Source organism: Streptomyces sp. NPDC030840, from assembly GCF_055572015.1.
In genome coordinates this window covers 853,954-876,458 of sequence record NZ_JBVIEE010000001.1, presented here as the reverse complement: position 1 = coordinate 876,458, position 22,505 = coordinate 853,954, and the positions used below count along the sequence as shown (strand labels likewise).

Sequence of the window (22,505 nt, the reverse complement as noted above, 5' to 3'; positions counted from 1 at the left end):
AGGCGCGAAAGGACACTGTCATGAGCGCCCGCCCCGTCCGTCTGGGCCCTCGTTCCCTGGCCGCTCTCGCCCTGGTCGGCGCGGTGGGTGTCGTGGGCTTCGGCTGGCCCTTCCTCGCACCGCCCGGCTCGGGGCTGAACGCCCACGCGCAGGACGCCCCCTGGCTCTTCGCGGGCCTGCTGGTCCTGCTGGTGGCCGTCGTCGCCGCGACGATCTCGGAGTCGGGTCTTGGCCCGAAGGCGGTCGCCATGCTCGGGGTGCTGGCCGCGGCGGGGGCGGCGCTGCGGCCGCTGGGGGCCGGGACCGCCGGCATCGAGCCGATGTTCTTCCTGATGGTGCTCAGCGGCCGGGTCCTCGGCCCGGGCTTCGGCTTCGTCCTCGGGTCGGTCACGATGTTCGCGTCCGCGCTGCTCACGGGCGGGGTGGGTCCCTGGATGCCGTTCCAGATGCTCGCCATGGGCTGGTTCACGATGGGCGCGGGGCTGCTGCCGGGCCCGGGCCGCCTCCGGGGCCGGCCCGAGCTCGCCCTCCTCGCCGCGTACGGCTTCCTGGCCGCCTTCGCCTACGGCACGGTGATGAACCTCGCGGGCTGGCCCTTCCTCCACCAGCTGGCGTCCTCCGTGGCCTTCGCCCCGGACGCGGACCTCGGCTCCAACCTGGCACGCTTCCTCGCCTACTGCCTGGCCACGTCCCTCGGTTGGGACCTGGGCCGGGCCGCCGTCACCGTCGTCCTCACCCTCACCCTCGGCGCGCCCGTCCTCAAGGCCCTGCGCCGCGCCACGCGTCGGGCGGCGTTCGAGGCTCCGGTCGCATTCGAGCCGAATGGCCGCGGGCCCGAAGCATGAACCGCCCCGGGGCGTCCGGCCCCCGGAAGAACCAACCACGTGGCTCACCCACCGTCGTTCGATCCCCGGCGCACCCGCTCTGACCTGCGCTTCGACAGTCAGGTGACACTTCGCCAGTTGCTGAACACGCGTCTGTAACTAGCCCATAGGCGTAGAGCGCGGATCTCCGGCGGGCCCGCTTCTCTGGACGACGTCGCACGGCGCCGGCACGCCCACCTCGGGCACGGCGCCGGCGCATGCCACGCCGCTCCGGTGCGCCCGGTCCGCGGCGCGGGCATGCCGGCGGCAGACCTGTCCCCTGCGAAAGGCACCTGTGATGTCCGCCAACACCGTCCTCCGTACCGCCGCCACCCCGAAGAAGGCCCTCGCCGGCGCCGCCGTGGCAGCGGCCGCCGTCAGCACCCTGCTCACTCCGACACCCGCGCAGGCCGCGCGGGAGGCCTCTCCCGCCCGCGCCCAGGCGATCGCGAAGGAGATGATCGACGACTCGGCCCAGTACCGCTGCTTCGCCAGCATCGTCGACCACGAGTCCGACTGGCGTGTGACCGCGAGCAACCCCTACAGCGGTGCCTACGGTCTCGTCCAGGCCCTGCCAGGCTCGAAGATGGCCTCCGCGGGCCCGGACTGGAGAACCAACCCGGCCACCCAGATCAGGTGGGGCCTGAAGTACATGAAGAACCGCTACAGCAGCCCGTGCGGCGCGTGGAACTTCTGGCAGGCCAACGGCTGGTACTGAGCCACCCCGCACGAGTGTCCGAGGCGGCTGGCAGTGTGTTCCGCATGGAGCAGCAGGAGCAACAGGAACAGCGCGCGACAGCCCGTCTCGTCGTCGTCGACCCGGACCTCGACGCCCAGTGCGACCGGGTGGAGGAACGCTTGCTGGCGCCCTTGGCCGCGTGGGCCCGGGGAACCGGGGGCCATGCCCTGTGCGTGGACGGGCCGGCGGCCTTCCGGCGGGTCCGTACGGCACTGACCGACGCCGTGGCGCGGGGCCCACGGGTGTGGACGCCGAACGGCCGCTGGGAACACGAGGGTCTGCGCATCGCCGTGATACCCACGGGGGACACGGACCTGCTGTACGCGCTGCTGCGTGAGCTGTCCGCGGCCCTCGTGGCCGACCCGCACCTGCCCGGTTTCCCGGGTGCCGTCACGGAGCTGCGTGACGCGTTCCCCGCGACCGGTGAGGACAGCGCGGTCGGCCTGGTCGGTGCCCTGGCGCGCGTACTCTCGCTGGTCGACCTCGCCCCCGACGCCGACACCACCGCTCTGTTCGCGGTGCTGGAGGCCGCCGGGGGCGAGGACGTGCGGTTGACGTACGCGCAGGAGGACGCGTGGCAGCGCCTCGCCCACCGGGTCACCATGCTGCTGACCGAGTCGGCTCCACTGCACCGGTTCCTGTACTAGCCGGAACGGACCAGGTGCTGACGCCCTACCGACCGGGCGGGCGTCAACTGGAGCAACACGCCCCGGCGTCGGTTTCTACGTCACCGCGTACACGACGCCGTTCACGCTGCTGATGTAGACCACTCCGTCGGCGAAGGCCGGCGTCGACACGGAGCTGCCGGTACGGAAACTCCACTGTGGTTCGCCGGTGCCGGCGTCCACGGCATACAAGTTGCCGTCCCCGCTGCCCACGTAGGCCGTCCCGTCGACGACGGTCGGCGCGCTCACGAACTCGGCTTTCCCTACGCGTGACGTCCATCGCCGCTTGCCGGTGCGGACGTCCACGGCGGACAAGTGGCCGTTCCCGCCGCCCAGGTAGACCGTCCCGTCGACGACAGTCGGCGCGCTCACGTATCTGTCGGTGGGGAACTTCCATCGCTGCTTGCCGGTCGCGGCGTCCAGCGCGTAGAGGTTGCTGTCCTCGCTGCTGACGTAGACCACGCCGTCGACGACTGCCGCGGCTGAGTTCAGCAAGCCGCGGGTGGTGAACTTCCACCTCTGTTCGCCGGTGCCGGCGTCCAACCCGTACACGGTGCCGCTCAGAGCACAGACGTAGACCACCCCGTCGACAACGGTCGGCGACTCCTCGACTCGTGTGCGTGTGGTGAATTTCCACCGCTGTCTGCCGGTGCCTGCGTCGACCGCGTACACGTATCCGTCGTCGTTGTCGTTGACGCCTTCGCCGATGCGCCTGCTGAAGTCGCTCCCGCCGCCGACGTACACCACACCGTCGGCGACAGTCGGCGACGAGCTCCCGCTCTTGCCGGTGAGGAATTTCCACCGCTGCCTGCCGGTGCCTGCGTCCACCGCGTACAGGTTGTTGTCCGCACTGCCCACGTAGACCGTCCCGTCGTCGACAGTCGGCTTCGAACTCACGTCCGCACCGGTGGTGAACGCCCACCGCAGTACACCGGTTTCGGCCTCCAGCGCGTACAGCCTGTCGGTGTGGCTGCCGATGTAGACGACGCCGTCGACGACGACCGGCGGCACGTACACGAGGCCGCCCGTGACGAAGCTCCACCGCTCCTTGCCTGACGGGGCGGCGGAGGTTGGCGTGGGCGTGGGGGACGCGCTGGGTCTTCGGCTGGAACCGGACGGGGCCTCGGGGTCTTTGGCGGAGGAGTCGCCGTCGCTGAACTTCCAGCCGGCGAAGCCGAGTCCTGCGGCGGCGGCAGCGCCGAGACCGAGCAGGGCCCGCCGGCGGGTCAGGCCGGCCGGGATCGCGGTCGGGCCGGCACCGGTTACCGCCGTCTCCGGTCTCTCGGGCGAGGGCTCGGGTTCGGGTGCCTCGGGTTCAGGTGCCTCGGGCTCGGGTGCCTCGGGTTCGGGCGCCTCCGATTCCGGTGTCTCGGCCAGTGCCGGAGCCGCGGTGGGAGCCGGTACGGGAGCGGGGTCGGGCTGCCGTACCCGTCCCGGTGCTGGTGCCGGCCCCGGTGCTGCCGCCGGCGCTTGTGGGACCGGGGGCCCGTGCGTGGTGGTGCGTGAGTGCAGGGTCGCGGCGACCGGTGCGGGGAGCCAGCCGGGCCGGGTGGGTGTGTGAGTGACGGCCTCCCCGGCGGCGGCCTCTCCGGCGCCCTCTGCCTCCCCTGGCTCCTCGGCGGCAGCCTCCGCCAGCTGTTCCAGCAGGGTCGCCACCGTCGGGCGCCGGTCTGGCTGCTTGGCCAGGCAGCGGGCCACAAGGGGCATCAGGACGGGCGGGAGTTGGTGCAGGTCGGGTTCCTCGTAGACGACGCGGAAGCTCAGCGCGTGTCCAGAGCCGGTCCCGAACGGCCCCGATCCCGTTGCGGTGAACGCCAGCACCGCCCCGAGGGAGAAGACATCGCTGGCCGGCCCGATCGGCTTACCGGTCAGCTGCTCGGGGGACATGAACCCCGGCGTGCCCACCACCATGCCGGTTCGGGTCAACGCGCTGGCCTCGTGAGCCACCGAGATCCCGAAGTCGATCACCCGTGGTCCGTCCGCCGCGAGGAGGATGTTCGACGGTTTGAGGTCACGGTGGACCACATCGGCAGCGTGGATCGCCTCCAGCGCCTCGGCGAGGCCGGCGCCGAGCGCCAGCACCGGCCCCTGCGGCCAGGGCCCGTGCGCGGTCACGGCATCGCCCAACTCGACGCCCGGCACGTACGCCGTCGCGAGCCAGGGCGGCGACCCGTCCGGATCGGCGTCCACCACACCGGCGGTGAACACCCCGTTGACTCGTCGGGCGGCGGCCACCTCCCGGGCGAACCGGCGCCGGAACTCGCCGTCCTCGGCCAGTTCGGAGCGCACCACCTTCACCGCCACCGCCCTGCCGCCGGGCGAGCGCCCCAGATACACCCGGCCCATTCCCCCCGCACCCAGCCGCGCCACGATCCGGTACCGCCCGACCTGCTCCGGATCCCCCGCTTCCAGTGCCTCGAACGCCTCCACCAGCGACCCCCGCCCTGCCCCACGCCCGGGCCCAACAGGTGGCGGAGTTGGAGCCGCGGGCCAAAGCGATTCACGTGTTCCAGCCCCAGTTGGTGCACAGCCTGCTGCAGACAGAGGCGTACGCCAAGGCCGTACTCAGCGCCGTTGACGACGGCGACCTGGACAAGCGGACCGCCACGCGGCTGTCACGGCCGCGCATCTTCGACATCTTCCACTTCGCGAGCGATCCCACCATCGTCTACAGCGAGGACTACGAGACTGGGCATCCGACCGCCCATCCTGACGCGGACTCGGCAGCGCTGATCCGACGCACGACGGAGGAACGCCATTGCAGCGACCAGGGCGGCGATTGCGTGGAGATCGCCGAGCCGCCCGGCACCGCCACCCCACCATCGCCATCCGCGATGCCAAGAACCCGGCGGGGCCGCACCTCACCGTCGGCCCCGCGGCGTTCACCACGTTCCTCAGTCGGACGACGACGACTACAGCCGCTGAATGATCGTGCCGGTCGCCAGCCCGCCCCCCGCGCACATCGTGATCAGCGCGAACTCCTTGTCCGTCCGCTCCAGTTCGTGCAGCGCGGTCGTGATGAGCCGGGCGCCCGTCGCTCCCACGGGGTGGCCGAGCGCGATCGCACCGCCGTTCACGTTCACCTTGGTCAGGTCCTGCTCGAAGACCTGGGCCCAGCTCAGCACCACGGACGCGAACGCCTCGTTGATCTCCACGATGTCGATGTCCTTCAGGGTCATGCCCGCCTTGCCGAGCACGGCCCGTGTGGCGTCGATCGGCCCGTCGAGGTGGAAGTGGGGGTCGGCGCCGACCAGCGCCTGAGCGACGATCCGCGCCCGCGGACGCAGCTTCAGCGCCCGCGCCATCCGCTTCGACGCCCACATGATGGCGGCGGCGCCGTCGCTGATCTGCGAGGAGTTGCCCGCCGTGTGCACAGCCGTCGGCATGATCGGCTTCAGCCGCGCCAGTGCCTCCGCCGACGTGTCGCGCAGCCCCTCGTCCCGGTCGACCAGGCGCCACATGCCCTGCCCGGCCCGCTGCTCGTCCTCCGTGGTCGGCACCTGGACGGCGAACGTCTCCCTCTTGAAGCGCTCCTCCGCCCACGCCACCGCCGCCCGCTCCTGGGAGGCGAGCCCCAGCGCGTCCACGGCCTCCCGCGTCAGCCCGCGGTGCCGGGCGATGCGCTCCGCCGCCTCGAACTGGTTCGGCAGGTCCACGTTCCACTCGTCCGGGAAGGGCTTCCCCGGCCCGTGCTTGGAGCCCGATCCCAGCGGCACCCGCGACATCGCCTCGACGCCGCAGCTGATCCCCACGTCGATGACGCCGGCCGCGACCATGTTGGCCACCATGTGCGAGGCCTGCTGGGACGAGCCGCACTGGCAGTCCACGGTCGTGGCGGCGGTCTCGTAGGGCAGGCCCATGGCCAGCCAGGCGGTCCTGGCCGGGTTCATGGACTGCTCGCCGGCGTGGGTCACCGTGCCGCCGACGATCTGCTCGACGCAGTCGGCCTGGATGCCGGTGCGGCCGAGGAGTTCACGGTAGGTCTCGCCCAGGAGGTAGGCGGGGTGCAGGTTGGCGAGCGCGCCACCGCGCCTGCCGATGGGGGTGCGTACGGCTTCGACGATCACGGGTTCCGCGGCCATGGGGAGGCTCCTCTGCTCGGTTACCCGCGCGGCGCGGGGCGTCCCGGCCCGACCCGCCACGCAGAACTAGTACGCGTTCTAGTTCTGCTGGCAGTGTGCTGACGGTGTGTCCACCGCCGCAAGGGTCGTGCAGCCACCAGCACAGGCTCCAGCGGGCTTCAACGGGCCCCAACGGGCCCCATCTCGACCCAACAGCCCCCGGAGGCACAGTCCGCACGAGTTTCGCACGCAATTGGAGAGCCCACGCCTCTTGCGACTTGTAGAACCCGTTACTACGGTCTCGGCAATTCTCCATAACTGATGGACCGTCAGAACGACGGGAGTCGCCCATGCCCTGTCCAGCGCTGCCCGACGGGTTCGACTTCACCGACCCCGACCTGCTGCACCACCGCGTTCCGCTGCCGGAGTACGCCGAACTGCGCAAGGCCGAACCGGTCCGCTGGATCGCACAGCCGCACGGCCTGGCCGGCTTCGACGACGACGGCTACTGGGCCGTCACCCGGCACACGGACGTCAAGTACGTCTCCACGCACCCGGAGCTGTTCTCCTCGTACCTCAACACGGCGATCATCCGCTTCAACGAGCACATCGAACGCGACGCCATCGACGCCCAGCGGCTGATCCTGCTGAACATGGACCCGCCCGAGCACACCCGGGTCCGCCAGATCGTGCAGCGCGTCTTCACCCCGCGCGCCATCCGCGCCCTGGAGGAGGCCCTGCGCACCCGCGCCCACCGCATCGCACAGGACGCCCTGGCGCAGCCCGGACCGTTCGACTTCGTCACCCAGGTCGCCTGCGAACTGCCCCTGCAGGCCATCGCCGAGCTCATCGGCATCCCGCAGGACGACCGCGCCAAGATCTTCGACTGGTCCAACAAGATGATCTCGTACGACGACCCGGAGTACGCGATCACCGAGGAGGTCGGCCAGGAGTCCGCGACCGAACTCATCGCGTACGCCATGAACATGGCCGCCGACCGCAAGCAGTGCCCGGCCAAGGACATCGTGACCACGCTGGTGGCCGCCGAGGACGAGGGCAGCCTCGCCTCCGACGAGTTCGGCTTCTTCGTGCTGATGCTGGCGGTCGCGGGCAACGAGACGACCCGCAACGCCATCACCCACGGCATGCACGCCTTCCTCACCCACCCCGGCCAGTGGGAGCTCTACAAGAGGGAGCGCCCCGCCACGGCCGCGGAGGAGATCGTCCGCTGGGCCACCCCGGTCAACTCCTTCCAGCGCACCGCCACCCAGGACACCGAACTCGGCGGGCAGCTGATCAGGAAGGGCGACCGCGTCGGGCTCTTCTACGCCGCCGCCAACCACGACCCCGAGGTCTTCGAGAACCCGGACGTCTTCGACATCACCCGGGACCCCAACCCCCACCTCGGCTTCGGCGGCGGAGGCCCGCACTTCTGCCTCGGCAAGTCCCTCGCCGTCCTGGAGATCGACCTGATCTTCAACGCGATCGCCGACGCCCTGCCCGGCCTCCGGCTGGCGGGCGACCCACGGCGCCTTCGTTCCGCCTGGATCAACGGCGTCAAGGAACTCCGGGTCAGCGCGGGCTGAGTCCCGGATGCCCGGGCCGGCGGCCTCCCGGCTCCGCCGGCCCGTCCCGTGGGAGGCAGGGGCATCCCCCCTACGCCCCGCCCCTGCCTCCCCCGAGTTCGCGCCGGACACCCGCGTCGGTGAACGATTTCCCTCCGTTCAGCGTCTTCGACTATGACATTGGGCATCCTCAATACCGAAGACCTCGAAGACCTCGAAGACCTCGAAGCAGTCGAAGAAGTCGAAGACCTCGAACGGAAACCCCGAGCTGTGGCCCCTGCCGAACTCTCCGTCGTCCGGCCGGAACCCACGGCCACGCGCTGGAAGCGTCCCCTCCGCCCCCTGTGGGAGCGCTACCGCGTGCCGTTCCTGGCCACGGCCCCCCTGCTCCCGCTGTACGCGGTCTGGTACCTGTTCCTCGCCACCGGCGGCGGGGACCTCGCGGCTCAGGAGGCGTGGGCCGAGTTCGTGTCACGGCACGGCGGATCGGCGTACAACCTCTTCTGGTACGGCGGGATGCACACCGCCAACTACAGCCTGATCTCGCCCTATCTGATGGCCGCGATCGGGGTGCGCGCGGTCACCGTCGTGTCCGGTCTGGCCGCGTCCTGGCTGGCGGCCGTCCTGGTCGAACGGGCGGGCGTACGGCGGCCCGTGGGCCCGGCGCTCCTCGCGTCGCTCGCGCTGTGGTGCAACGTCGCCTCCGGCCGCACCACCTTCGCGCTCGGCACCGCGTTCGGCCTCGCCGCCTGCGTGCTGCTGACCCGGGAGCGGCGGGTCGTCCTCGCGGCGGCGTACGCGGCGCTCGCGACGACGGCGAGCCCGGTCGCGGGGCTGTTCCTGGCGGTGGTGGGCGCGGGCTTCCTCGTCGTACGGGACTGGGGGCGCGCCGTCGCGCTGATGGTGCCGCCCGCCGCGGTCGTGGGGGCGACGACCCTCTTCTTCCCGTTCACCGGCGAGCAGCTGATGCCGCCCGACCGGATCTGGCCACCCGTGCTGCTCGGACTGACGGTGACGGCGCTGGCGCCGCGGACCTGGCGGGTGGCCCGGTGGTCCGGGGTCGTCTACGCGACCGGGACCGTGCTCGTGTACCTGGTCGCCTCGCCCATCGGCACGAACGTCGAGCGGTTCGCGGAGCTGTTCGCGCCCGCCGTGCTGCTGGCGGCGCTGCTCACCGTGAAGGGCCTGCGCCGGAACCTGCTGATCGCGGTCCTGGTGTTCGCGGTCGGCTGGGTCGGCAAGAAGACCGCCGACGACCTGGAGGTGTCCACGACCGTGCCCGCGTGGGCGGCCGACACCGACGGCGTCGTCCAGGCGCTGAAGCGGGCCGGCGCCGACCGCACCCGCGTCGAGGTGGTCCCCGCCCGCAACCACCGCGAGGCCACCGCGCTCGCCCCGCACGTGAACCTGGCGCGCGGCTGGAACCGCCAGCTCGACATGGAGCGCGGCCGCCTCTTCTACGACGGCACGTTCTCCGCGGACACCTACCGCGCCTGGCTGGACCGCTGGGCCGTCGGCTTCGTCGTCCTGCCGCTGGGCAAGCCCGACGGGTTCGCCGAGGAGGAGGCCCGTCTGGTGCGCGAGGACCGGCCCGACTGGCTTGAGCCGGTGTGGCGGGACGCGCACTGGCGGGTGTACCGGGTGCGGGGCGCCGTACCGCTCGCCTCGGCGCCCGCGACCGTCGTGCGGACCACGAGCGCCGAGGTGGACCTGCGGGTGCCGCGCTCCGGTTCGGTGACCGTGAAGGTGGCGTACTCGCCGTGGCTGCGCGCCGACGGCGGGTGCCTGACGCGGGACGGCGAGTTCACGCGGCTGACGGTGACCGAGCCGGGCGCGTACCGGATCAGCTCGGAGTACGGTCCTTCGCCGTCTCCCGCTCGCTGCTGAGCTCCGCGGCCTTCGTCACCGTACGGGCGCGCGGGCCCTGGAACACATACGTCAGCCCGAAGCCCGCGCCCACCACGGCAGCGCCGCCGACGGCGTCCAGGACCCAGTGGTTGCCGGTGGCGACGATCGCCGAGACCGTGAAGAGCGGATGCAGCAGGCCGAGCGCCTTCATCCACCACTTCGGCGCCAGTATCGCGATCACCAGACCGCACCACAGGGACCATCCGAAGTGCAGCGACGGCATCGCCGCGTACTGGTTCGTGAGCGCGGTCAGCGTGCCGTAGTCCGGCTGGGAGAAGTCCTGCACGCCGTGCACCGTGTCGATGATCCCGAAGCCCGGCATCAGACGCGGCGGTGCCAGCGGGTACAGCCAGAAGCCCAGCAGCGCGAGCAGGGTGGCGAAGCCCAGGGCCGAGCGCGCCCAGCGGTAGTCGACGGGGCGGCGGACGTAGAGCACGGCGAGGATGGTCAGCGGGATGCCGAAGTGGAAGGACGTGTAGTAGAAGTCGAAGAAGTCCCGCAGCCAGTCGACCTTCACCACCGCGTGGTTGACCCCGTGCTCGATGTCGATGAACAGGGCCTTCTCGATGTCGAGGATCTGCTGCCCGTGCTCCTCGGCGGTGGCCCGGCCGCCGGTCGCCGCGAGCCGGACCTTCGCGTAGGCGGCGTAGGTGACGCGGATCAGCAGCAGTTCGAGCAGCAGGTTCGGGCGGGTGAGGACACGGCGCAGGAACGGCAGGAGCGGGACGTGTCTCCAACGCGTGGCGACCGGTTCGGCGTAGTCCGTCGGGATCGGCGACTGGTAGTACGGCGAGGTGCGGGACAGGAACGGCACGGCCAGGGCGGCGGCGAGCGCGGCCAGCAGGACGACGTTGTCACGCAGCGGGTACAGGGCCGCCATGTTCGGCAGCATCATCTTCGACGGCAGCGTCATCACCAGGATGACGGCGACCGGCCACACGTACCGGTCGCGGGCCTTGCCGCCCACCCGGCCGACCACCGCGAGCAGCACCCACAGCAGCTGGTGCTGCCAGGTCGTCGGCGACACCGCGATGGCGACGCAGCCCGTGATCGCGACCGCGAGCAGCAGCTGCCCGTCACGCGCGTAGCGCACGGCCCGCCGCACACCGACCACGGCGACGCCGGCGCCCAGCACCAGGAACAGCCCGATCTCCAGCGGTCCGGTCAGGCCGAGCCGGAGCAGCGCGCCGTGCAGGGACTGGTTGGCGAGGTCGTCCGCCTTGCCTCCCAGGCCGACGCCCGCGAGGTGGTGCACCCAGTAGGTGTACGAGTCGTGCGGCATCGCGGCCCAGGCGAGCGCGGTGCACGCGGCGAACGTGATCCCGGTGGAGGCCGCGGCCCGCCGGCGCCCGGTGAACCACAGCAGCCCCGTGAACAGCAGCACGGTCGGCTGGAAGGCGGCCGCGACACCTATGAGCACCCCGCTCGTCCGTTCCCCCCGGACGGCGAAGCACCCGGCCAGCACGAGCAGGACCGGGATGATGCTGGTCTGCCCCAGGTGCAGGGTGTTGCGGACCGGCAGTGACAGCATCAGCAGGCTGACCGCGACGGGCGCGGCGAGCAGGGCGGTGCGGCGGGAGACGGGGCCCGGCAGGGCGCGGGCGGCGATCAGCCCCAGGGCGACGACCAGGAGCAGCGTGCCGAAGGTCCAGCCCCAGCCGAGGGCCTGTTCGGCCGAACGGGTGAGTGGTTTGAGGACGAGCCCGCCGAACGGTGTGCCCGTGAACCGGTCCGAGTCGTACAGCGAACCCTTCACATGCAGCACGCCGTTGGGCCCGACCCAGGTCTCCAGATCCGTCAGCCGGTCCCCCCTGGGCGTACGGAGCACGACGGCGATCTGCCGCACGGCGAGGACGGCGGCGACGAGCCACAGCACGACCCGGACCGCCCCCAGCCTCGTCGTCACCGCGCCCGCCCCGAAGGCACTCCCCGGCCCGCTCTGCTCCGCGTTCGCCACGCCCCGTCGACCCTCCCGCCCCGTTCGTCCCGTATGTCACCCATATGCGCACCCTAAGAACTTCCTCAGAGCCTCGCACTGCCCCAGGCGTGAGACGCAGGCAACCCCCTCTTCACCTGACATCCGCCCCGCTTTAGTCCGGATGACGATAGTGCGTGGAGGGTTGCATTCACCCGTACAGGGGCGACACAGATCACATCGAGGCACGTGAGGGACCGGGGCGCACCGCGGCACCCGCCCTGCCGGACCCCACCCCCGATCGGCTGAAAGGCGCGATATCGGGGCGACAACCGGCCACGCCCAGGACTACGATCAACCGCCGAAGTAGTTAGCGACCCTAACTAGACATACGAAAGGCATGGTGCATGAGCAGCAGCGAGTCGAGGCTCTGGAACGACGTCGACGCCTACTTCTCCGGCCTCCTCTCACCGGAGGACGAAGCGCTGGCTGCCGCGCTGCGCGACAGCGACGCGGCCGGGCTCCCGCCCATCAACGTCGCCCCCAACCAGGGCAAGCTGCTCCAGCTCCTGGCGCAGATCCAGGGTGCCCGCCGCATCCTGGAGTTCGGCACGCTGGGCGGTTACAGCACGATCTGGCTGGCCCGCGCGCTCCCCGAGGAGGGCAGGCTGATCAGCTTCGAGTACGAGGCCCGCCACGCCGACGTGGCCCGCCGCAACCTGGACCGCGCGGGCCTCGGCCGGCTCGTGGAGGTGCGGGTGGGGCCCGCCCTGGAGTCGCTGCCGAAGCTCGCCGACGAGAACCCCGAGCCGTTCGACTTCGTCTTCATCGACGCGGACAAGGCCAACAACCGGCACTACGTCGAGTGGGCCCTGAGGCTCACCCGCCCCGGCGCGCTGATCGTCGTCGACAACGTCGTCCGGGGCGGGCGCGTCATCGACGCCGACAGCGACGACCCGGCCATCCGGGGCACCCGGGCCGCACTCGAGCTGATCGCCTCCCACCCGAGGGTGAGCGGCACGGCGGTGCAGACGGTGGGCGGCAAGGGCTACGACGGCTTCGCGCTGGCGCGGGTGCTGTACTGACGCCTCGGCGCCTCACAGCTCGTGGTAGAAACCCACGTTCACGCTGCGGGGGGCGGTGCGGTCCTGGATGACGAGCTCCCCCGAGCCGCCCTGCGGGAGCGTGGCGGTGCCGCCGTACGGGAGGGCCTGGGCCTGCCGGCCGAGCAACACCAGGCTCACCTCGGAGGACGGGTCTGCGTGCGTGCCGCGCAGCCAGGTCACCTGCCAGCTCCCGTCCGGGCCGCACAGGAACTCCAGGTGGACCCGCGAGACGAACAGCCAGTCGTCGGGTGTGGCGAGCCGGCACACGGACTTGTCGCGGCCCACCCGCAGCACCGTGCCCGGGTCGCTGGGCGCCTCGGCCATCAGCATCCCGGCCGTCGCCGCGGAGTCCTGCGCGGAGACCGAGGCCATGGTGAGTTCGAGCACGTGCGCTCCTTCTGGGTCACGGACTCCGGTCTGCGCGGCCTCGCAGTCCAGACGGTCCAATGGTCGCTGTGCGGCACCCGCTCGGCGTACCGCCGCCGAATGATAAATCGCCAGCTCGGCCGCTCGGGCGCGCTCCGGCACAATGGACTCATGACCGAGCGGAAGCCACCGGGTGTCAGCTTCGAGTCCTTCATCGACAAACAGATCCGCGACGCACAGGCGCGCGGCGAGTTCGCCACGCTCCCGGGAGCCGGGAAGCCACTGGGCGACGACGGCACGACGTACGACGAACTGTGGTGGATCAAACAGAAGATGGCCCGCGAGGGCATGTCGGTCCTGCCCCCGACCCTCGCCCTGCGCAAGGAGGCCGAGGACGCGCTCGCGGCCGCCGCGTCGGCACCCTCCGAGCGGCTCGTACGGAAGATCATCACGGAGATCAACACGAAGATCCGCGACATGATGTTCAAGCCCCCACCGGGCCCCCCACTGGGCCTGAAGCCGTACGACGTGGAACAGGTGGTCCGAGACTGGCACGACCGCCGGGGCCGGAGGCCCGCGGGGCAGGGCGAGGAGTAAACGCGCCCAGGGGGGCATCGTGCTGCACGGTGCGCCCATGACTCCCGGGCCACGGGGGAACTGCGCGGTTCTTGGGGGCCCGGGGAACCACGCGGCTTTCAAGGGGCGCGGGGAACCGCGCAGTCTTTGAGGGGACGCGAGGAACCACGCAGCCTCTCAGGGCCGCGGGGAACCACGCGGCTTTCAATAGGCGCGGGGAACTGCGCAGTCTTTAAGGGGCGCGAGGAACCGCGCAGTCTTTGAGGGGGCGCGAGGAACCACGCAGCCTCTCAGGGCCGCGGGGAACCACGCGGCTTTCAAAAGGCGCGGGGAACTGCGCAGTCTTTAGGGGGCGCGGGGAACCGCGCAGTCTTTGAGGGGACGCGAGGAACCACGCAGCCTCTCAGGGCCGCGGGGAACTGCGCGGTTTTTCAAGGGGCGCGGGGAACTGCGCGACCAGCCACGACGAACCCGCACCCACCCACGCACCGAACGGGGCAGACGCGACGGGCCACGGCCCCGGAAGATCCGGGGCCGTGGCCCGTCACCGTCCTGCCACGTCTCACCGTCCTGCCACGTCAGGCGCGGCAACACTAAATCCGCAGCAACCGCTCAGTCAGCTCCCGATAGTCCCGCAGCGCCAACCGAAGCTGCTCCGTGTCCATCTCGGCGGCCTTGCCCTCCCCCATGGACTGCCAGGACATGCGGAGCGTCCGGCGCCGCTGCGTCACGGCGTCCGTGAAGCGCGACGCGACCTCCTCCAGCACATGGTCGGCTTCCTCCACGGCGCCCCGGGGCTCGTCGACGAACTCACCGACCGCGTGCTGCAGCCGCATCGAGAACTTGTCCGTCTCCTCATGGGGCAGCAGCGGAGTCTCCCGCACGGACCCGGGCACGGCCCCCGCCGACGCCGACCGGCCACTGGTGCCGGCCCCGGCCCCGGACGTGCCCGCCGGCTCCGCCAGGCCCGCCGGGACGTCGTGTCCCGTCAGTGCCGGCTCCCGCCGGTGCGACCCCTCGACGCCCCTGAGGTCGTTGGTGCCCTGGGAACCTGTGGCGCCCTCGACGCCCGCGACCCGCTCAACGCCCTCACGGCCCTCGCCGGGCCTCGGATTGTCAGCCATCCCCCTCAACTCCCCTCAACTCCCCTTCGCATGGCGCCTGGTGAATCCCCACGGCAGGTGGGCCCGGCTGTTCGCGCGCGCAGGCGCCGCCGGCCTGGAGTGGCGGTCCGTCTTCGCCGCGTGGCGGTTGGGCGCCAGAAGCTCGTCGAACAGGGCGCGGGCCTCGACCAGTGCCTCGCGCATCTCCTCCGTACCCGCACGGCCCCCGGTGCCGTCACCGTCCGGGGAGTGCACGGCGTGGTGCACCCGCCGGTACCCGTGGACGTGGTGCGCGTGGTGCACCGACAGCGCGTCGAGCTGCTCGTCGTAGCGGCCGCCGTCCGGGAAGCCGCGCGCGCCCGCCAGTTCACCGAGCAGCCGGTCCGCCTCGGCGACCGCCTCCCGCGGCGAGTCGACGAAGCGTTCCTGGAGCGCGGCCCAGCGGGCCTCGTACCGCTCGCGTTCCGCGGGCTCCAGCGGCCGCGTCCGCAGTGAGCCGTGCCGCCTCACCCGCTCCGCGAGCTCGTGTTCCGCGGCCCTGGTGTCGCCGTCGTGCCGGGCCAGCGTCCGTTCGTACTCGGGCCCGAAGCGCCGCCGCAGCCCGTGGCCGCCGGGGGCGTTTCGCTTGCGCAGGGTCAGGGCGGCCGCGACGACGACCACGACCGCCACGATCACGACCAGAGTGATGATCATGCCTGTGGACATGGATGCCTTCCGGGTTTTTCGACCCGATGGGTCGGGTTTCAGCACCGGGTTGCCCGGACGGCCCTTCTCAAACTGTTCACGATTCCTGCCGCACCGTGTCGATGCACAGCCCCTGGCGGCCGGCGAGCGAGTGATTAATCGTTTGCGGCCGGCCGGCACCCCCTCCCGACAATGGCCCGCATGGCCTCCCCCACGACCACCGCCTGGTCCATCGCCCCCGAGCCCCACGACTCACCCGTCGCCGCCGCGCTCTGGCGGGCGTACTACACGGAGGTCAGCGACCGCTGGTACCTGCTGCACGAGGGGCGCCGGACGGACCCGGACGAGCTGGAGCGCGAGGTCGCCGCGGACACCGGCGCCTACCTGGCCCCGCCCGGCGGCTTGCTGCTGGTGGCCCGGTACGGAGACGAGCCGGTGGGCACCGCGGGCATACGGATGCTCGGCCCCCTCACGGCGGAGCTCAAGCGGGTCTTCCTCCACGAGAGGGCGCGCGGCAGGGGCGGGGCCGCGCTGCTCGTGGGTGCCGCCGAGGACGCGGCGCGCTCCCTGGGGGCCGCGCGGATCGTGCTGGACACCCGCGGCGACCTGGTGGAGGCCCGCGCGCTGTACGCCCGGCTCGGCTACGAGGAGACCGAGCCTTACAACGAGCAGCCCTACGCCGAGCACTGGTTCCGCAAGAACCTCACCACGCGCTGCCTCACCACGAGCTGAACGCCCCGGCCGTTCACGTCCCCACCCGGGTGCCGCCCCCGCCACGGGGACGTTCCGCGTCGGAGCCGCACAACTCGGCGTTCAGTTCGGCCACCAGCCGCACCAGGTCGGTGGGACGGTCCGGGCCCCACCAGTCGCCGAGGAGTTCGGCGAGGGACTCCTCACGGGCCCGGGACAGCCGGTCGGCGGCCTCACGGCCGGTGCCGGTGAGCACGAGGTCGAGGCCCTCACGGCGGGCGAGACGGCGCTCCTCGACCTGACGGGACGCGGCGAGGACGACGTCCAGCGGCACCGTGCTGCGCTCGGCGAGCAGGGCGGGCTCGGCACGGCCGTACTTCCTGATCCTGAGCAGCAGCCAGCTCGCCGCCGGCAACAGGTCGTAGCCCGCCCGAGCGGTGATCGTCTCGTAGACCCGCCGCCGCCCCTCCCGGGACCCGAGCAGCGACAGCGCCCGGCACACCTCGTCGTACGACGACCGCTCGACCGGGTTGCTCGCCAGCGTCTCGGTGATGTCCGGCGCCGTCACCGAGCCCCGCAGCGGGTCCTCTCGCAGGAACCAGGCCAGCACGAAGCCGAGGAGGGCGACCGGCGCCGCGTAAAGGAAGACGTCCGTGATCGCGGAGGCGTACGCGTGGAGGGCGTCGGCGCGGAGCGCGGGCGGGAGTTCGCCGATGCCGCGCGGGTCGGCGCGCAGCGTGTCCGGGGTGACGCCGGGCGGGAGCCGCGCGCCCCCGAGTGCCGTCGCGAGCTTGTCGGCCAGGCGGCTCGCGAAGACCGTGCCGAAGACGGCCACGCCGAACGAGGCGCCGATCGCCCGGAAGAAGGTCGCGCCGGACGTGGCGACGCCCAGGTCTTCGTACGGCACCGCGTTCTGCACGACCAGCACCAGCACCTGCATGACGAGGCCGAGGCCCAGCCCGAAGACGAAGAAGTACGCGCTCATCTCGCCGTCGGAGCTGTTCTCGTCCAACTGGTGGAGCAGCAGCAGACCCAGCGTCGTCACGGCGGTGCCCGCGACCGGGAACACCTTCCAGCGGCCGGTGCGGCTGACGATCTGCCCCGAGGCGGTGGACGCCAGCAGCAGGCCCAGCACCATCGGCAGCATGTGGACGCCGGACACGGTCGGCGAGACGCCCTGGACCACCTGCAGGAACGTCGGAAGGTACGTCATCGCGCCGAACATGGCGAAGCCGACGACGAAACTGATGACGGCGGACAGCGTGAACGTCCGGACGCGGAACAGCTTCAGCGGCAGGACGGGCTCGGCGGCCCTCCGCTCCACGGCGACGAACGCGGCGGCCAGCACCACCCCGAGCACCGCGAGCCCGACGATCTGCGGCGAATCCCACTCCCAGGTCGTGCCGCCGAGGGAGGCGACGAGGACCAGGCAGGTGGCGACGGACGCGATGAGGAACGTACCGAGGTAGTCGATGACGTGGCGTGTGGCGCGCACGGGCGGGCGCAGCACGACGGCGATCACGGCGAGCGCCACGGCCCCGACCGGCAGGTTGACGTAGAAGACCCAACGCCAGCTCAGATGCTCGGTGAACAGCCCGCCGAGCAGCGGCCCGAGCACACTGGTCGCACCGAAGACGGCCCCGAACAGCCCCTGGTACCTGCCTCGTTCGCGCGGCGGGACGATGTCGCCGACGATCGCCATGGACAGCACCATGAGCCCTCCGCCGCCGAGTCCCTGAACCGCCCGGAAGGCGATCAGCTCGGGCATGTTCCGCGCCATTCCGCACAGCGCGGACCCGACGAGGAAGATGACGACGGCCGCCTGGAAGAGCCTCTTTCGGCCGTGCTGGTCACCGAGCTTCCCCCACAGCGGGGTGGCGGCGGTCGAGGCCAGCAGGTACGCGGTGACCACCCAGGACAGGTGGTCCAGGCCGCCGAGGTCGCTGACGATCGTCGGCAGCGCGGTCGACACGATGGTCTGGTCGAGTGCGGCGAGCAGCATGCCCAGCAGCAGTGCGCCGATGGAGACCAGGACACCACGCTCGGCACGCTCCGTGGCGGCGCCCCCGCGCCCGGCCGGGCGGGCACCACCGGCCCCGCCCGAGGTCCGCGACGCACCGGACGCACTCGGTGCACCGGACGTACTCGGTGTCTCCGGCTTTCCCGGCGTTCCAGATATTCCTGACGCCATGCAGACCTCCCGGGTGGCGAGGCTCTCGCCCGGCCCCGCCTCCAGTTTCCTCTCCATCGTGATCGGTGTGACCGGTTATGGCCTGTTGAGTCCTGACGAAATCCGCGACTCCCGGGGCGCCTGGGAGATTCTGTGCGTGAGATCTGCATAATTTCTGGAGTTCGTACGGGGAGGGACCACACGTGAGTGAAGCAAGCGGCAACGGCGGCCAACCGCACGGCCACACCTGCCCGGGGTGCGCGGCACCGCGCGCCCTGGACGGCACTCCGTCCTGCTCGTGCAACCGCCGCACCTCGGAGGCCCTGCGCCACGCCCGCACGGCGGAGGCGGCGGCGGCCGAGGACTTCGACCCGTTACGCATACGCCCGTACGTCGAACTGGGCGACGACACGCCAGGCGCCGCGGCCGCCACACCACCCGCTCCCCCGCGGCAACCCGACGACATCCCCACGCTGGCCATGCCGGTGGCGGCCACGACGACCCGCCCGGACTCGGCCGACGTCCAGCTCTTCGAGCACGAGCCCTCGGGGCCCACCGAGTTCCCCGGACCCACGGAGCCCTCCGGACCCACGGAGCCCCCGCCCACGGAGCCCACGCTCCCGTCGCCGCCCGAGCGCGGCTCCCGCTCCGGCCGACGCGGCCACCGCATGACGCTCGCCGTCGCGGGCGCCGTCGCGGCCGTCCTGGCCGCCGCGGGTTTCGCCGGCGGCCTCTTCTCCTACGACACGCCCACCCGCGACAAGGCGCTGCCGGACGACCTGCGGGCGAGCGTCCCGGACACGTCGCCGGACGACGAGGCCTCACCGGAGGAGCCCACCGGGACAGCCCGGTCGACATCCCCCGCGAACAACGCCCCGCCCACAGCGCCGGGCACGAGCGCGGCCCCCTCCCCCTCCAGGACCAGCGGCTCGTCGTCCCCCTCCCCCTCACCGACCCCGACCCGGACCACCCCCTCCGCCGGCGTCACCGCCTCGAAGCCCTCCGGCTCCGACGAGGCCGACGACCAACGCCGTCCCCAGGTCCTCCGCCTCGGCGACGACGGCCCCGAGGTCACCGAACTACAGCTCCGCCTCCGCCAACTGGCCATCTACCTGGGCGACATCGACGGGAACTTCGACGAGCAGGTGGAAGCGGCGGTCCGCCACTACCAGTTCACCCGCGACATCGACGACGACTCGGGCGTCTACGGCGTGGCGACCAGAGAGGAACTGGAGTCAGAGACCGAGGAGCCTTAGCCCCTCAGGGGGCTGGGGGAACAAGGGGCGGAGGGGGGAAGCGCGCGCCGCCAGGGTCGCGGGGCTGTGTCGGTCATGCGGCTCCGCCGCGTGGGCGCCAAGCCACGTAGGACCCGCGGCCGGCGCCCCCTCAGGGGCGCGGGGAACTGCGCGACCAGCCCCCGGCAACCCGCGGATCTCAACCAACGCCCCCGCACCCGCGCCCCGCGCCCTCAAGACGGCGACCTCACCACACCCGCAACCGAACCCCGCCCCCATCCACCCCGTCCACCACATCCACCGCCACCCGCGTCAGATCCGGCACCCACACATCCGGCCCGTGTGCCCCGGCCCGGGGCCCGACCCCCACCACCCGCATCCCCGCGGCGCGCCCCGCCGAGATCCCCGCACCCGAGTCCTCGAACACCACGCAGTCCGCAGGAGCGACCCCCAACTCCGCGGCCCCCTTCAAGAACCCCTCGGGGTCGGGCTTACTCGCCCCCACGGACTCCGCGGTCACCCGCACATCCGGCAACGGCAGGCCCGCGGCCTCCATGCGAGCCGTGGACAGCGCGACGTTCGCCGACGTCACGAGCGCGTGCGGCACACCGGCCAGCGAGGCCAGGAACGCCGCCGCGCCCGGTATCTCCACGACACCGTCCGTGTCCGCGGTCTCCTCGGCCAGCAGCCGCGCGTTGTCCGCGTGGTTCTGCTCCATCGGCCGGCCGGGCAGCAGCACGGCCATGGAGGCGTACCCCTGCCGCCCGTGCACCACCTTCATGACGTCGTCGCCGTCGAGCCCGTGCCGGTCGGCCCAGCGGCGCCAGATCCGTTCCACGGCGGCGTCCGAGTTGACGAGGGTGCCGTCCATGTCGAGCAGGAGGGCGCGGGCGGTCAGAACGGTGGTGTCCGTCATCGGCATGCTCCAGGAGACGGGAAGGGGGCCGCGAGAACGGCCCCGGAAGGACAAGGTGGCCCCGCCCGCCGGTCAGGGAAAACGGGCGGGAGCCACTTTGTTCCTCCACGATACAAAATCGGCACCCGCCACGCCACCACTCCCGGGCGGGACTTTCGCGCGGGTCACCTCCCGGGTCACCCGGGTTCACCCGCGCGCCCTCACCCGGCCACGGCCTCGTACAGACTCCACACGCCGAGCCCCAGCATCACCAGCGCCGCGACCCTGGTGATCAGGCGCAACGGCACCCGCTTCATCAGCGCCTTGCCCCCCATGACGCCCAGGCCGGCCACCGCCCACAGCGCGAGTACCGCGCCGAGCCCCACGGAGAGCGGATCGTCGTAGCGGGCCGCGAGGTTGGCCGTCATGATCTGGGTGAGATCACCGAACTCGGCGACCAGGATGAGCATGAAGCCCGCCCCCGAGACCTTCCAGAAGCTCTGACTCCCTGGCTCGCGGACCTCTTCCTGGCCCTCGTCGCCCTTCAGCAGGAGCATCGCCGCACCGCCGAGGAACAGCACACCGGTGAGCGCGGACACGATCCGCCCCGGCAGCAGCGTCAGCACGCTGCCGGCCGCGACGGCGATCGCGACATGCACGGCGAAGGCGGCGGCGACACCGACGAAGACGTATGAGGCCCGATAGCGCGCCCCCAGGACGAGACCGGCGAGGGCGGTCTTGTCCGGGAGTTCGGCGAGGAAGACGACACCGAAGACGAGCGCCAGGACACTGAAGCTGATCACGATCTCTCAATCGGTCGGGGCTGCCCGCCGAGAAAGACCGTCCGCTGACGCGACACCTCGGCACGGCAGCACACACGTGGCACCCGCGCCAATGGACACGGGCGGACACCCGCACCGGGCGGCACGGGCAGCGCACTGCTTGCCGAAGGTCTCGCTGGCCGGCCCCGTCAACGGGACCCGCCTCCGGGCGCCGGCCCAGCTGAGCTGAGCAGTGTGTCGACGGTCCGGCGAAGAGCTACTCCCCTTCTGCGCCATCCATCGTACGGGACGGCGTGCACAGCCCCGGCAGGGCCCGTTCGCCGGCCTCCGCGCCCCCGTCCACGTCACCCTTCACAAAAGGGCACGTCAGAGCGCCTCCCCGAAAACCCACAGGAAACCCGCACACACCGAACCCTTGTTCTGTCATGGGCACGTCATTAACTTCTCACCGAACGCTCACCTGACGGAAACAGAGCGACGCGAGAGTTCCGTTGCTCGCACCGCAACCGCCCCCACCCACAAGGGAGTTCGCATGCGCAAGGTCTACGCGCGTCGACGACTCAGTGTACTCGCCGCCATGACCGGCCTCATAGCCATGGCGGGACTTTTCAACGGCCCGAGCGCCTCTGCCGCGCTCCCGACCCCGGTCAGCGCCGCCACCGCCCGCTCCTACCTCGCCACCCTGACCGTGGCGACCGAGGACCGGACCGGCTACAACCGGGACCTGTTCAACCACTGGATCACCATCAGCGGCACCTGCAACACCCGCGAGACGGTCCTCAAGCGCGACGGCACGAACGTCGTCACGGACTCCGCCTGCGCCTCCACCAGCGGCAGCTGGTACTCCCCGTACGACGGCGCGACCTGGACCGCCGCCTCCGACCTCGACATCGACCACCTCGTCCCGCTCGCCGAGGCCTGGGACTCCGGCGCCGACAGCTGGACCAGCTCCCAGCGCCAGGCGTTCGCCAACGACCTCACCCGCCCGCAGCTCATCGCCGTCACGGACAACGTCAACCAGTCGAAGGGCGACCAGGACCCCGCCACCTGGATGCCGTCGCGCACCGCGTACCGCTGCACCTACGTCCGCGCCTGGGTCCAGGTGAAGTACTACTACGACCTGTCGGTCGACTCGGCCGAGAAGAGCGCCCTGACCAGCTACCTGGCCAACTGCTGAACCGT

General features: G+C 71.6%; 20 protein-coding genes and 1 pseudogene. 12 read left to right on the top strand and 9 right to left on the bottom strand.

The genetic code is table 11. The features are described 5' to 3' along the window. Window positions 1–20: 20 nt before the first annotated feature. The 3 genes from ACZ49J_RS03710 to ACZ49J_RS03700 all read left to right on the top strand — a co-directional run bounded on the left by ACZ49J_RS03710 (window position 21) and on the right by ACZ49J_RS03700 (window position 2,249). The gene (locus tag ACZ49J_RS03710) at window positions 21–845 is read left to right on the top strand and encodes an ECF transporter S component (protein ID WP_467447636.1); all 825 of its coding nucleotides are present in this window, start codon (window positions 21–23) and stop codon (window positions 843–845) included. 316 nt (window positions 846–1,161) lie between these two features. Beyond that, window positions 1,162–1,581, top strand: a complete 420-nt coding sequence (locus tag ACZ49J_RS03705) for an aggregation-promoting factor C-terminal-like domain-containing protein (protein WP_467447634.1) — start codon at window positions 1,162–1,164, stop codon at window positions 1,579–1,581. A gap of 44 nt (window positions 1,582–1,625) precedes the next feature. Then, the gene (locus ACZ49J_RS03700; protein WP_467447633.1) at window positions 1,626–2,249 is read left to right on the top strand and encodes a hypothetical protein; all 624 of its coding nucleotides are present in this window, start codon (window positions 1,626–1,628) and stop codon (window positions 2,247–2,249) included. 75 nt (window positions 2,250–2,324) lie between these two features. On the opposite strand, the gene ACZ49J_RS03695 is transcribed toward ACZ49J_RS03700, so the two are convergent. Beyond that, window positions 2,325–4,697, bottom strand: coding sequence for an outer membrane protein assembly factor BamB family protein (locus tag ACZ49J_RS03695; RefSeq protein WP_467447632.1), 2,373 nt, complete (start codon window positions 4,695–4,697; stop codon window positions 2,325–2,327). Here ACZ49J_RS03695 and ACZ49J_RS03690 point away from each other — a divergent pair. Beyond that, window positions 4,679–4,891, top strand: a pseudogene (locus ACZ49J_RS03690) (Scr1 family TA system antitoxin-like transcriptional regulator); the annotation flags it as partial. The gene ACZ49J_RS03695 and the pseudogene ACZ49J_RS03690 overlap by 19 nt on opposite strands. 134 nt (window positions 4,892–5,025) lie before the next feature. After that, window positions 5,026–5,196, top strand: coding sequence for a DUF397 domain-containing protein (locus ACZ49J_RS03685; RefSeq protein ID WP_467447630.1), 171 nt, complete (start codon window positions 5,026–5,028; stop codon window positions 5,194–5,196). Here the strand turns inward: ACZ49J_RS03685 and ACZ49J_RS03680 are convergent. After that, window positions 5,180–6,349: a steroid 3-ketoacyl-CoA thiolase gene (locus ACZ49J_RS03680; RefSeq protein WP_467447629.1), complete on the bottom strand. Its 1,170-nt coding sequence runs from the start codon at window positions 6,347–6,349 to the stop codon at window positions 5,180–5,182. The genes ACZ49J_RS03685 and ACZ49J_RS03680 overlap by 17 nt on opposite strands. Window positions 6,350–6,678: 329 nt before the next feature. On the opposite strand from ACZ49J_RS03680, the gene ACZ49J_RS03675 reads away from it, so the two are divergent. Both ACZ49J_RS03675 and ACZ49J_RS03670 read left to right on the top strand, forming a co-directional pair. Beyond that, on the top strand, window positions 6,679–7,914 hold the full coding sequence (locus ACZ49J_RS03675; protein ID WP_467447628.1) for a cytochrome P450: 1,236 nt from the start codon (window positions 6,679–6,681) through the stop codon (window positions 7,912–7,914). Window positions 7,915–8,163: 249 nt separating this feature from the next. Then, a complete protein-coding gene (locus tag ACZ49J_RS03670) occupies window positions 8,164–9,780 on the top strand; it encodes a hypothetical protein (protein ID WP_467447708.1) in 1,617 nt (538 codons plus the stop codon). On the opposite strand, the gene ACZ49J_RS03665 is transcribed toward ACZ49J_RS03670, so the two are convergent. Further along, on the bottom strand, window positions 9,737–11,758 hold the full coding sequence (locus ACZ49J_RS03665; protein ID WP_467447626.1) for a bifunctional glycosyltransferase 87/phosphatase PAP2 family protein: 2,022 nt from the start codon (window positions 11,756–11,758) through the stop codon (window positions 9,737–9,739). The genes ACZ49J_RS03670 and ACZ49J_RS03665 overlap by 44 nt on opposite strands. Before the next feature lie 365 nt (window positions 11,759–12,123). Between ACZ49J_RS03665 and ACZ49J_RS03660 the strand changes: the two genes are divergently transcribed. Further along, on the top strand, window positions 12,124–12,801 hold the full coding sequence (locus ACZ49J_RS03660; protein ID WP_467447625.1) for an O-methyltransferase: 678 nt from the start codon (window positions 12,124–12,126) through the stop codon (window positions 12,799–12,801). Window positions 12,802–12,813: 12 nt separating this feature from the next. Here ACZ49J_RS03660 and ACZ49J_RS03655 read toward each other — a convergent pair whose 3' ends face one another. After that, window positions 12,814–13,209 (bottom strand): FHA domain-containing protein, encoded by a 396-nt coding sequence (locus ACZ49J_RS03655; protein WP_467447624.1) that lies wholly within the window; start codon window positions 13,207–13,209, stop codon window positions 12,814–12,816. Window positions 13,210–13,359: 150 nt separating this feature from the next. Between ACZ49J_RS03655 and ACZ49J_RS03650 the strand changes: the two genes are divergently transcribed. After that, window positions 13,360–13,785, top strand: a complete 426-nt coding sequence (locus tag ACZ49J_RS03650; RefSeq protein ID WP_467447623.1) for a DnaJ family domain-containing protein — start codon at window positions 13,360–13,362, stop codon at window positions 13,783–13,785. 572 nt (window positions 13,786–14,357) lie between these two features. On the opposite strand, the gene ACZ49J_RS03645 is transcribed toward ACZ49J_RS03650, so the two are convergent. Both ACZ49J_RS03645 and ACZ49J_RS03640 read right to left on the bottom strand, forming a co-directional pair. Beyond that, window positions 14,358–14,888, bottom strand: coding sequence for a hypothetical protein (locus tag ACZ49J_RS03645; RefSeq protein WP_467447622.1), 531 nt, complete (start codon window positions 14,886–14,888; stop codon window positions 14,358–14,360). Between the two features lie 15 nt (window positions 14,889–14,903). Then, complete coding sequence (locus ACZ49J_RS03640; protein WP_467447621.1) at window positions 14,904–15,572, bottom strand: hypothetical protein; 669 nt, start codon at window positions 15,570–15,572, stop codon at window positions 14,904–14,906. A 180-nt stretch (window positions 15,573–15,752) separates the two neighbouring features. On the opposite strand from ACZ49J_RS03640, the gene ACZ49J_RS03635 reads away from it, so the two are divergent. Further along, window positions 15,753–16,283, top strand: coding sequence for a GNAT family N-acetyltransferase (locus ACZ49J_RS03635; protein ID WP_467447620.1), 531 nt, complete (start codon window positions 15,753–15,755; stop codon window positions 16,281–16,283). A gap of 13 nt (window positions 16,284–16,296) precedes the next feature. Here ACZ49J_RS03635 and ACZ49J_RS03630 read toward each other — a convergent pair whose 3' ends face one another. Next, a complete protein-coding gene (locus ACZ49J_RS03630) occupies window positions 16,297–18,489 on the bottom strand; it encodes an MDR family MFS transporter (RefSeq protein WP_467447619.1) in 2,193 nt (730 codons plus the stop codon). 125 nt (window positions 18,490–18,614) lie between these two features. Here ACZ49J_RS03630 and ACZ49J_RS03625 point away from each other — a divergent pair, with 125 nt between their 5' ends. Next, window positions 18,615–19,667 carry a peptidoglycan-binding domain-containing protein gene (locus ACZ49J_RS03625; RefSeq protein ID WP_467447618.1) on the top strand — a complete coding sequence of 351 codons (1,053 nt, stop codon included), beginning with the start codon at window positions 18,615–18,617 and terminating at the stop codon, window positions 19,665–19,667. 226 nt (window positions 19,668–19,893) lie between these two features. Here ACZ49J_RS03625 and ACZ49J_RS03620 read toward each other — a convergent pair whose 3' ends face one another. Together ACZ49J_RS03620 and ACZ49J_RS03615 are read right to left on the bottom strand one after the other, a co-directional pair. Next, complete coding sequence (locus tag ACZ49J_RS03620) at window positions 19,894–20,568, bottom strand: HAD family hydrolase (protein WP_467447616.1); 675 nt, start codon at window positions 20,566–20,568, stop codon at window positions 19,894–19,896. A 194-nt stretch (window positions 20,569–20,762) separates the two neighbouring features. Next, window positions 20,763–21,344 (bottom strand): TMEM165/GDT1 family protein, encoded by a 582-nt coding sequence (locus ACZ49J_RS03615; protein ID WP_467447615.1) that lies wholly within the window; start codon window positions 21,342–21,344, stop codon window positions 20,763–20,765. 511 nt (window positions 21,345–21,855) lie between these two features. Between ACZ49J_RS03615 and ACZ49J_RS03610 the strand changes: the two genes are divergently transcribed. Further along, window positions 21,856–22,500 (top strand): HNH endonuclease family protein, encoded by a 645-nt coding sequence (locus ACZ49J_RS03610; protein ID WP_467447614.1) that lies wholly within the window; start codon window positions 21,856–21,858, stop codon window positions 22,498–22,500. The last annotated feature ends 5 nt before the right edge of the window (window positions 22,501–22,505 follow it).

What these genes read in the sequence shown, in the direction of transcription:
- ACZ49J_RS03710 (WP_467447636.1), top strand. Translation starts at nt 21, where the DNA reads ATGAGCGCCCGCCCCGTCCGTCTGGGCCCTCGTTCCCTGGCCGCTCTC.
- ACZ49J_RS03705 (WP_467447634.1), top strand. Translation starts at nt 1,162, where the DNA reads ATGTCCGCCAACACCGTCCTCCGTACCGCCGCCACCCCGAAGAAGGCC.
- ACZ49J_RS03700 (WP_467447633.1), top strand. Translation starts at nt 1,626, where the DNA reads ATGGAGCAGCAGGAGCAACAGGAACAGCGCGCGACAGCCCGTCTCGTC.
- ACZ49J_RS03680 (WP_467447629.1), bottom strand. Translation starts at nt 6,349, where the DNA reads ATGGCCGCGGAACCCGTGATCGTCGAAGCCGTACGCACCCCCATCGGC.
- ACZ49J_RS03675 (WP_467447628.1), top strand. Translation starts at nt 6,679, where the DNA reads ATGCCCTGTCCAGCGCTGCCCGACGGGTTCGACTTCACCGACCCCGAC.
- ACZ49J_RS03660 (WP_467447625.1), top strand. Translation starts at nt 12,124, where the DNA reads ATGAGCAGCAGCGAGTCGAGGCTCTGGAACGACGTCGACGCCTACTTC.
- ACZ49J_RS03650 (WP_467447623.1), top strand. Translation starts at nt 13,360, where the DNA reads ATGACCGAGCGGAAGCCACCGGGTGTCAGCTTCGAGTCCTTCATCGAC.
- ACZ49J_RS03645 (WP_467447622.1), bottom strand. Translation starts at nt 14,888, where the DNA reads ATGGCTGACAATCCGAGGCCCGGCGAGGGCCGTGAGGGCGTTGAGCGG.
- ACZ49J_RS03640 (WP_467447621.1), bottom strand. Translation starts at nt 15,572, where the DNA reads ATGTCCACAGGCATGATCATCACTCTGGTCGTGATCGTGGCGGTCGTG.
- ACZ49J_RS03635 (WP_467447620.1), top strand. Translation starts at nt 15,753, where the DNA reads ATGGCCTCCCCCACGACCACCGCCTGGTCCATCGCCCCCGAGCCCCAC.
- ACZ49J_RS03630 (WP_467447619.1), bottom strand. Translation starts at nt 18,489, where the DNA reads ATGGAGAGGAAACTGGAGGCGGGGCCGGGCGAGAGCCTCGCCACCCGG.
- ACZ49J_RS03620 (WP_467447616.1), bottom strand. Translation starts at nt 20,568, where the DNA reads ATGCCGATGACGGACACCACCGTTCTGACCGCCCGCGCCCTCCTGCTC.
- ACZ49J_RS03610 (WP_467447614.1), top strand. Translation starts at nt 21,856, where the DNA reads ATGCGCAAGGTCTACGCGCGTCGACGACTCAGTGTACTCGCCGCCATG.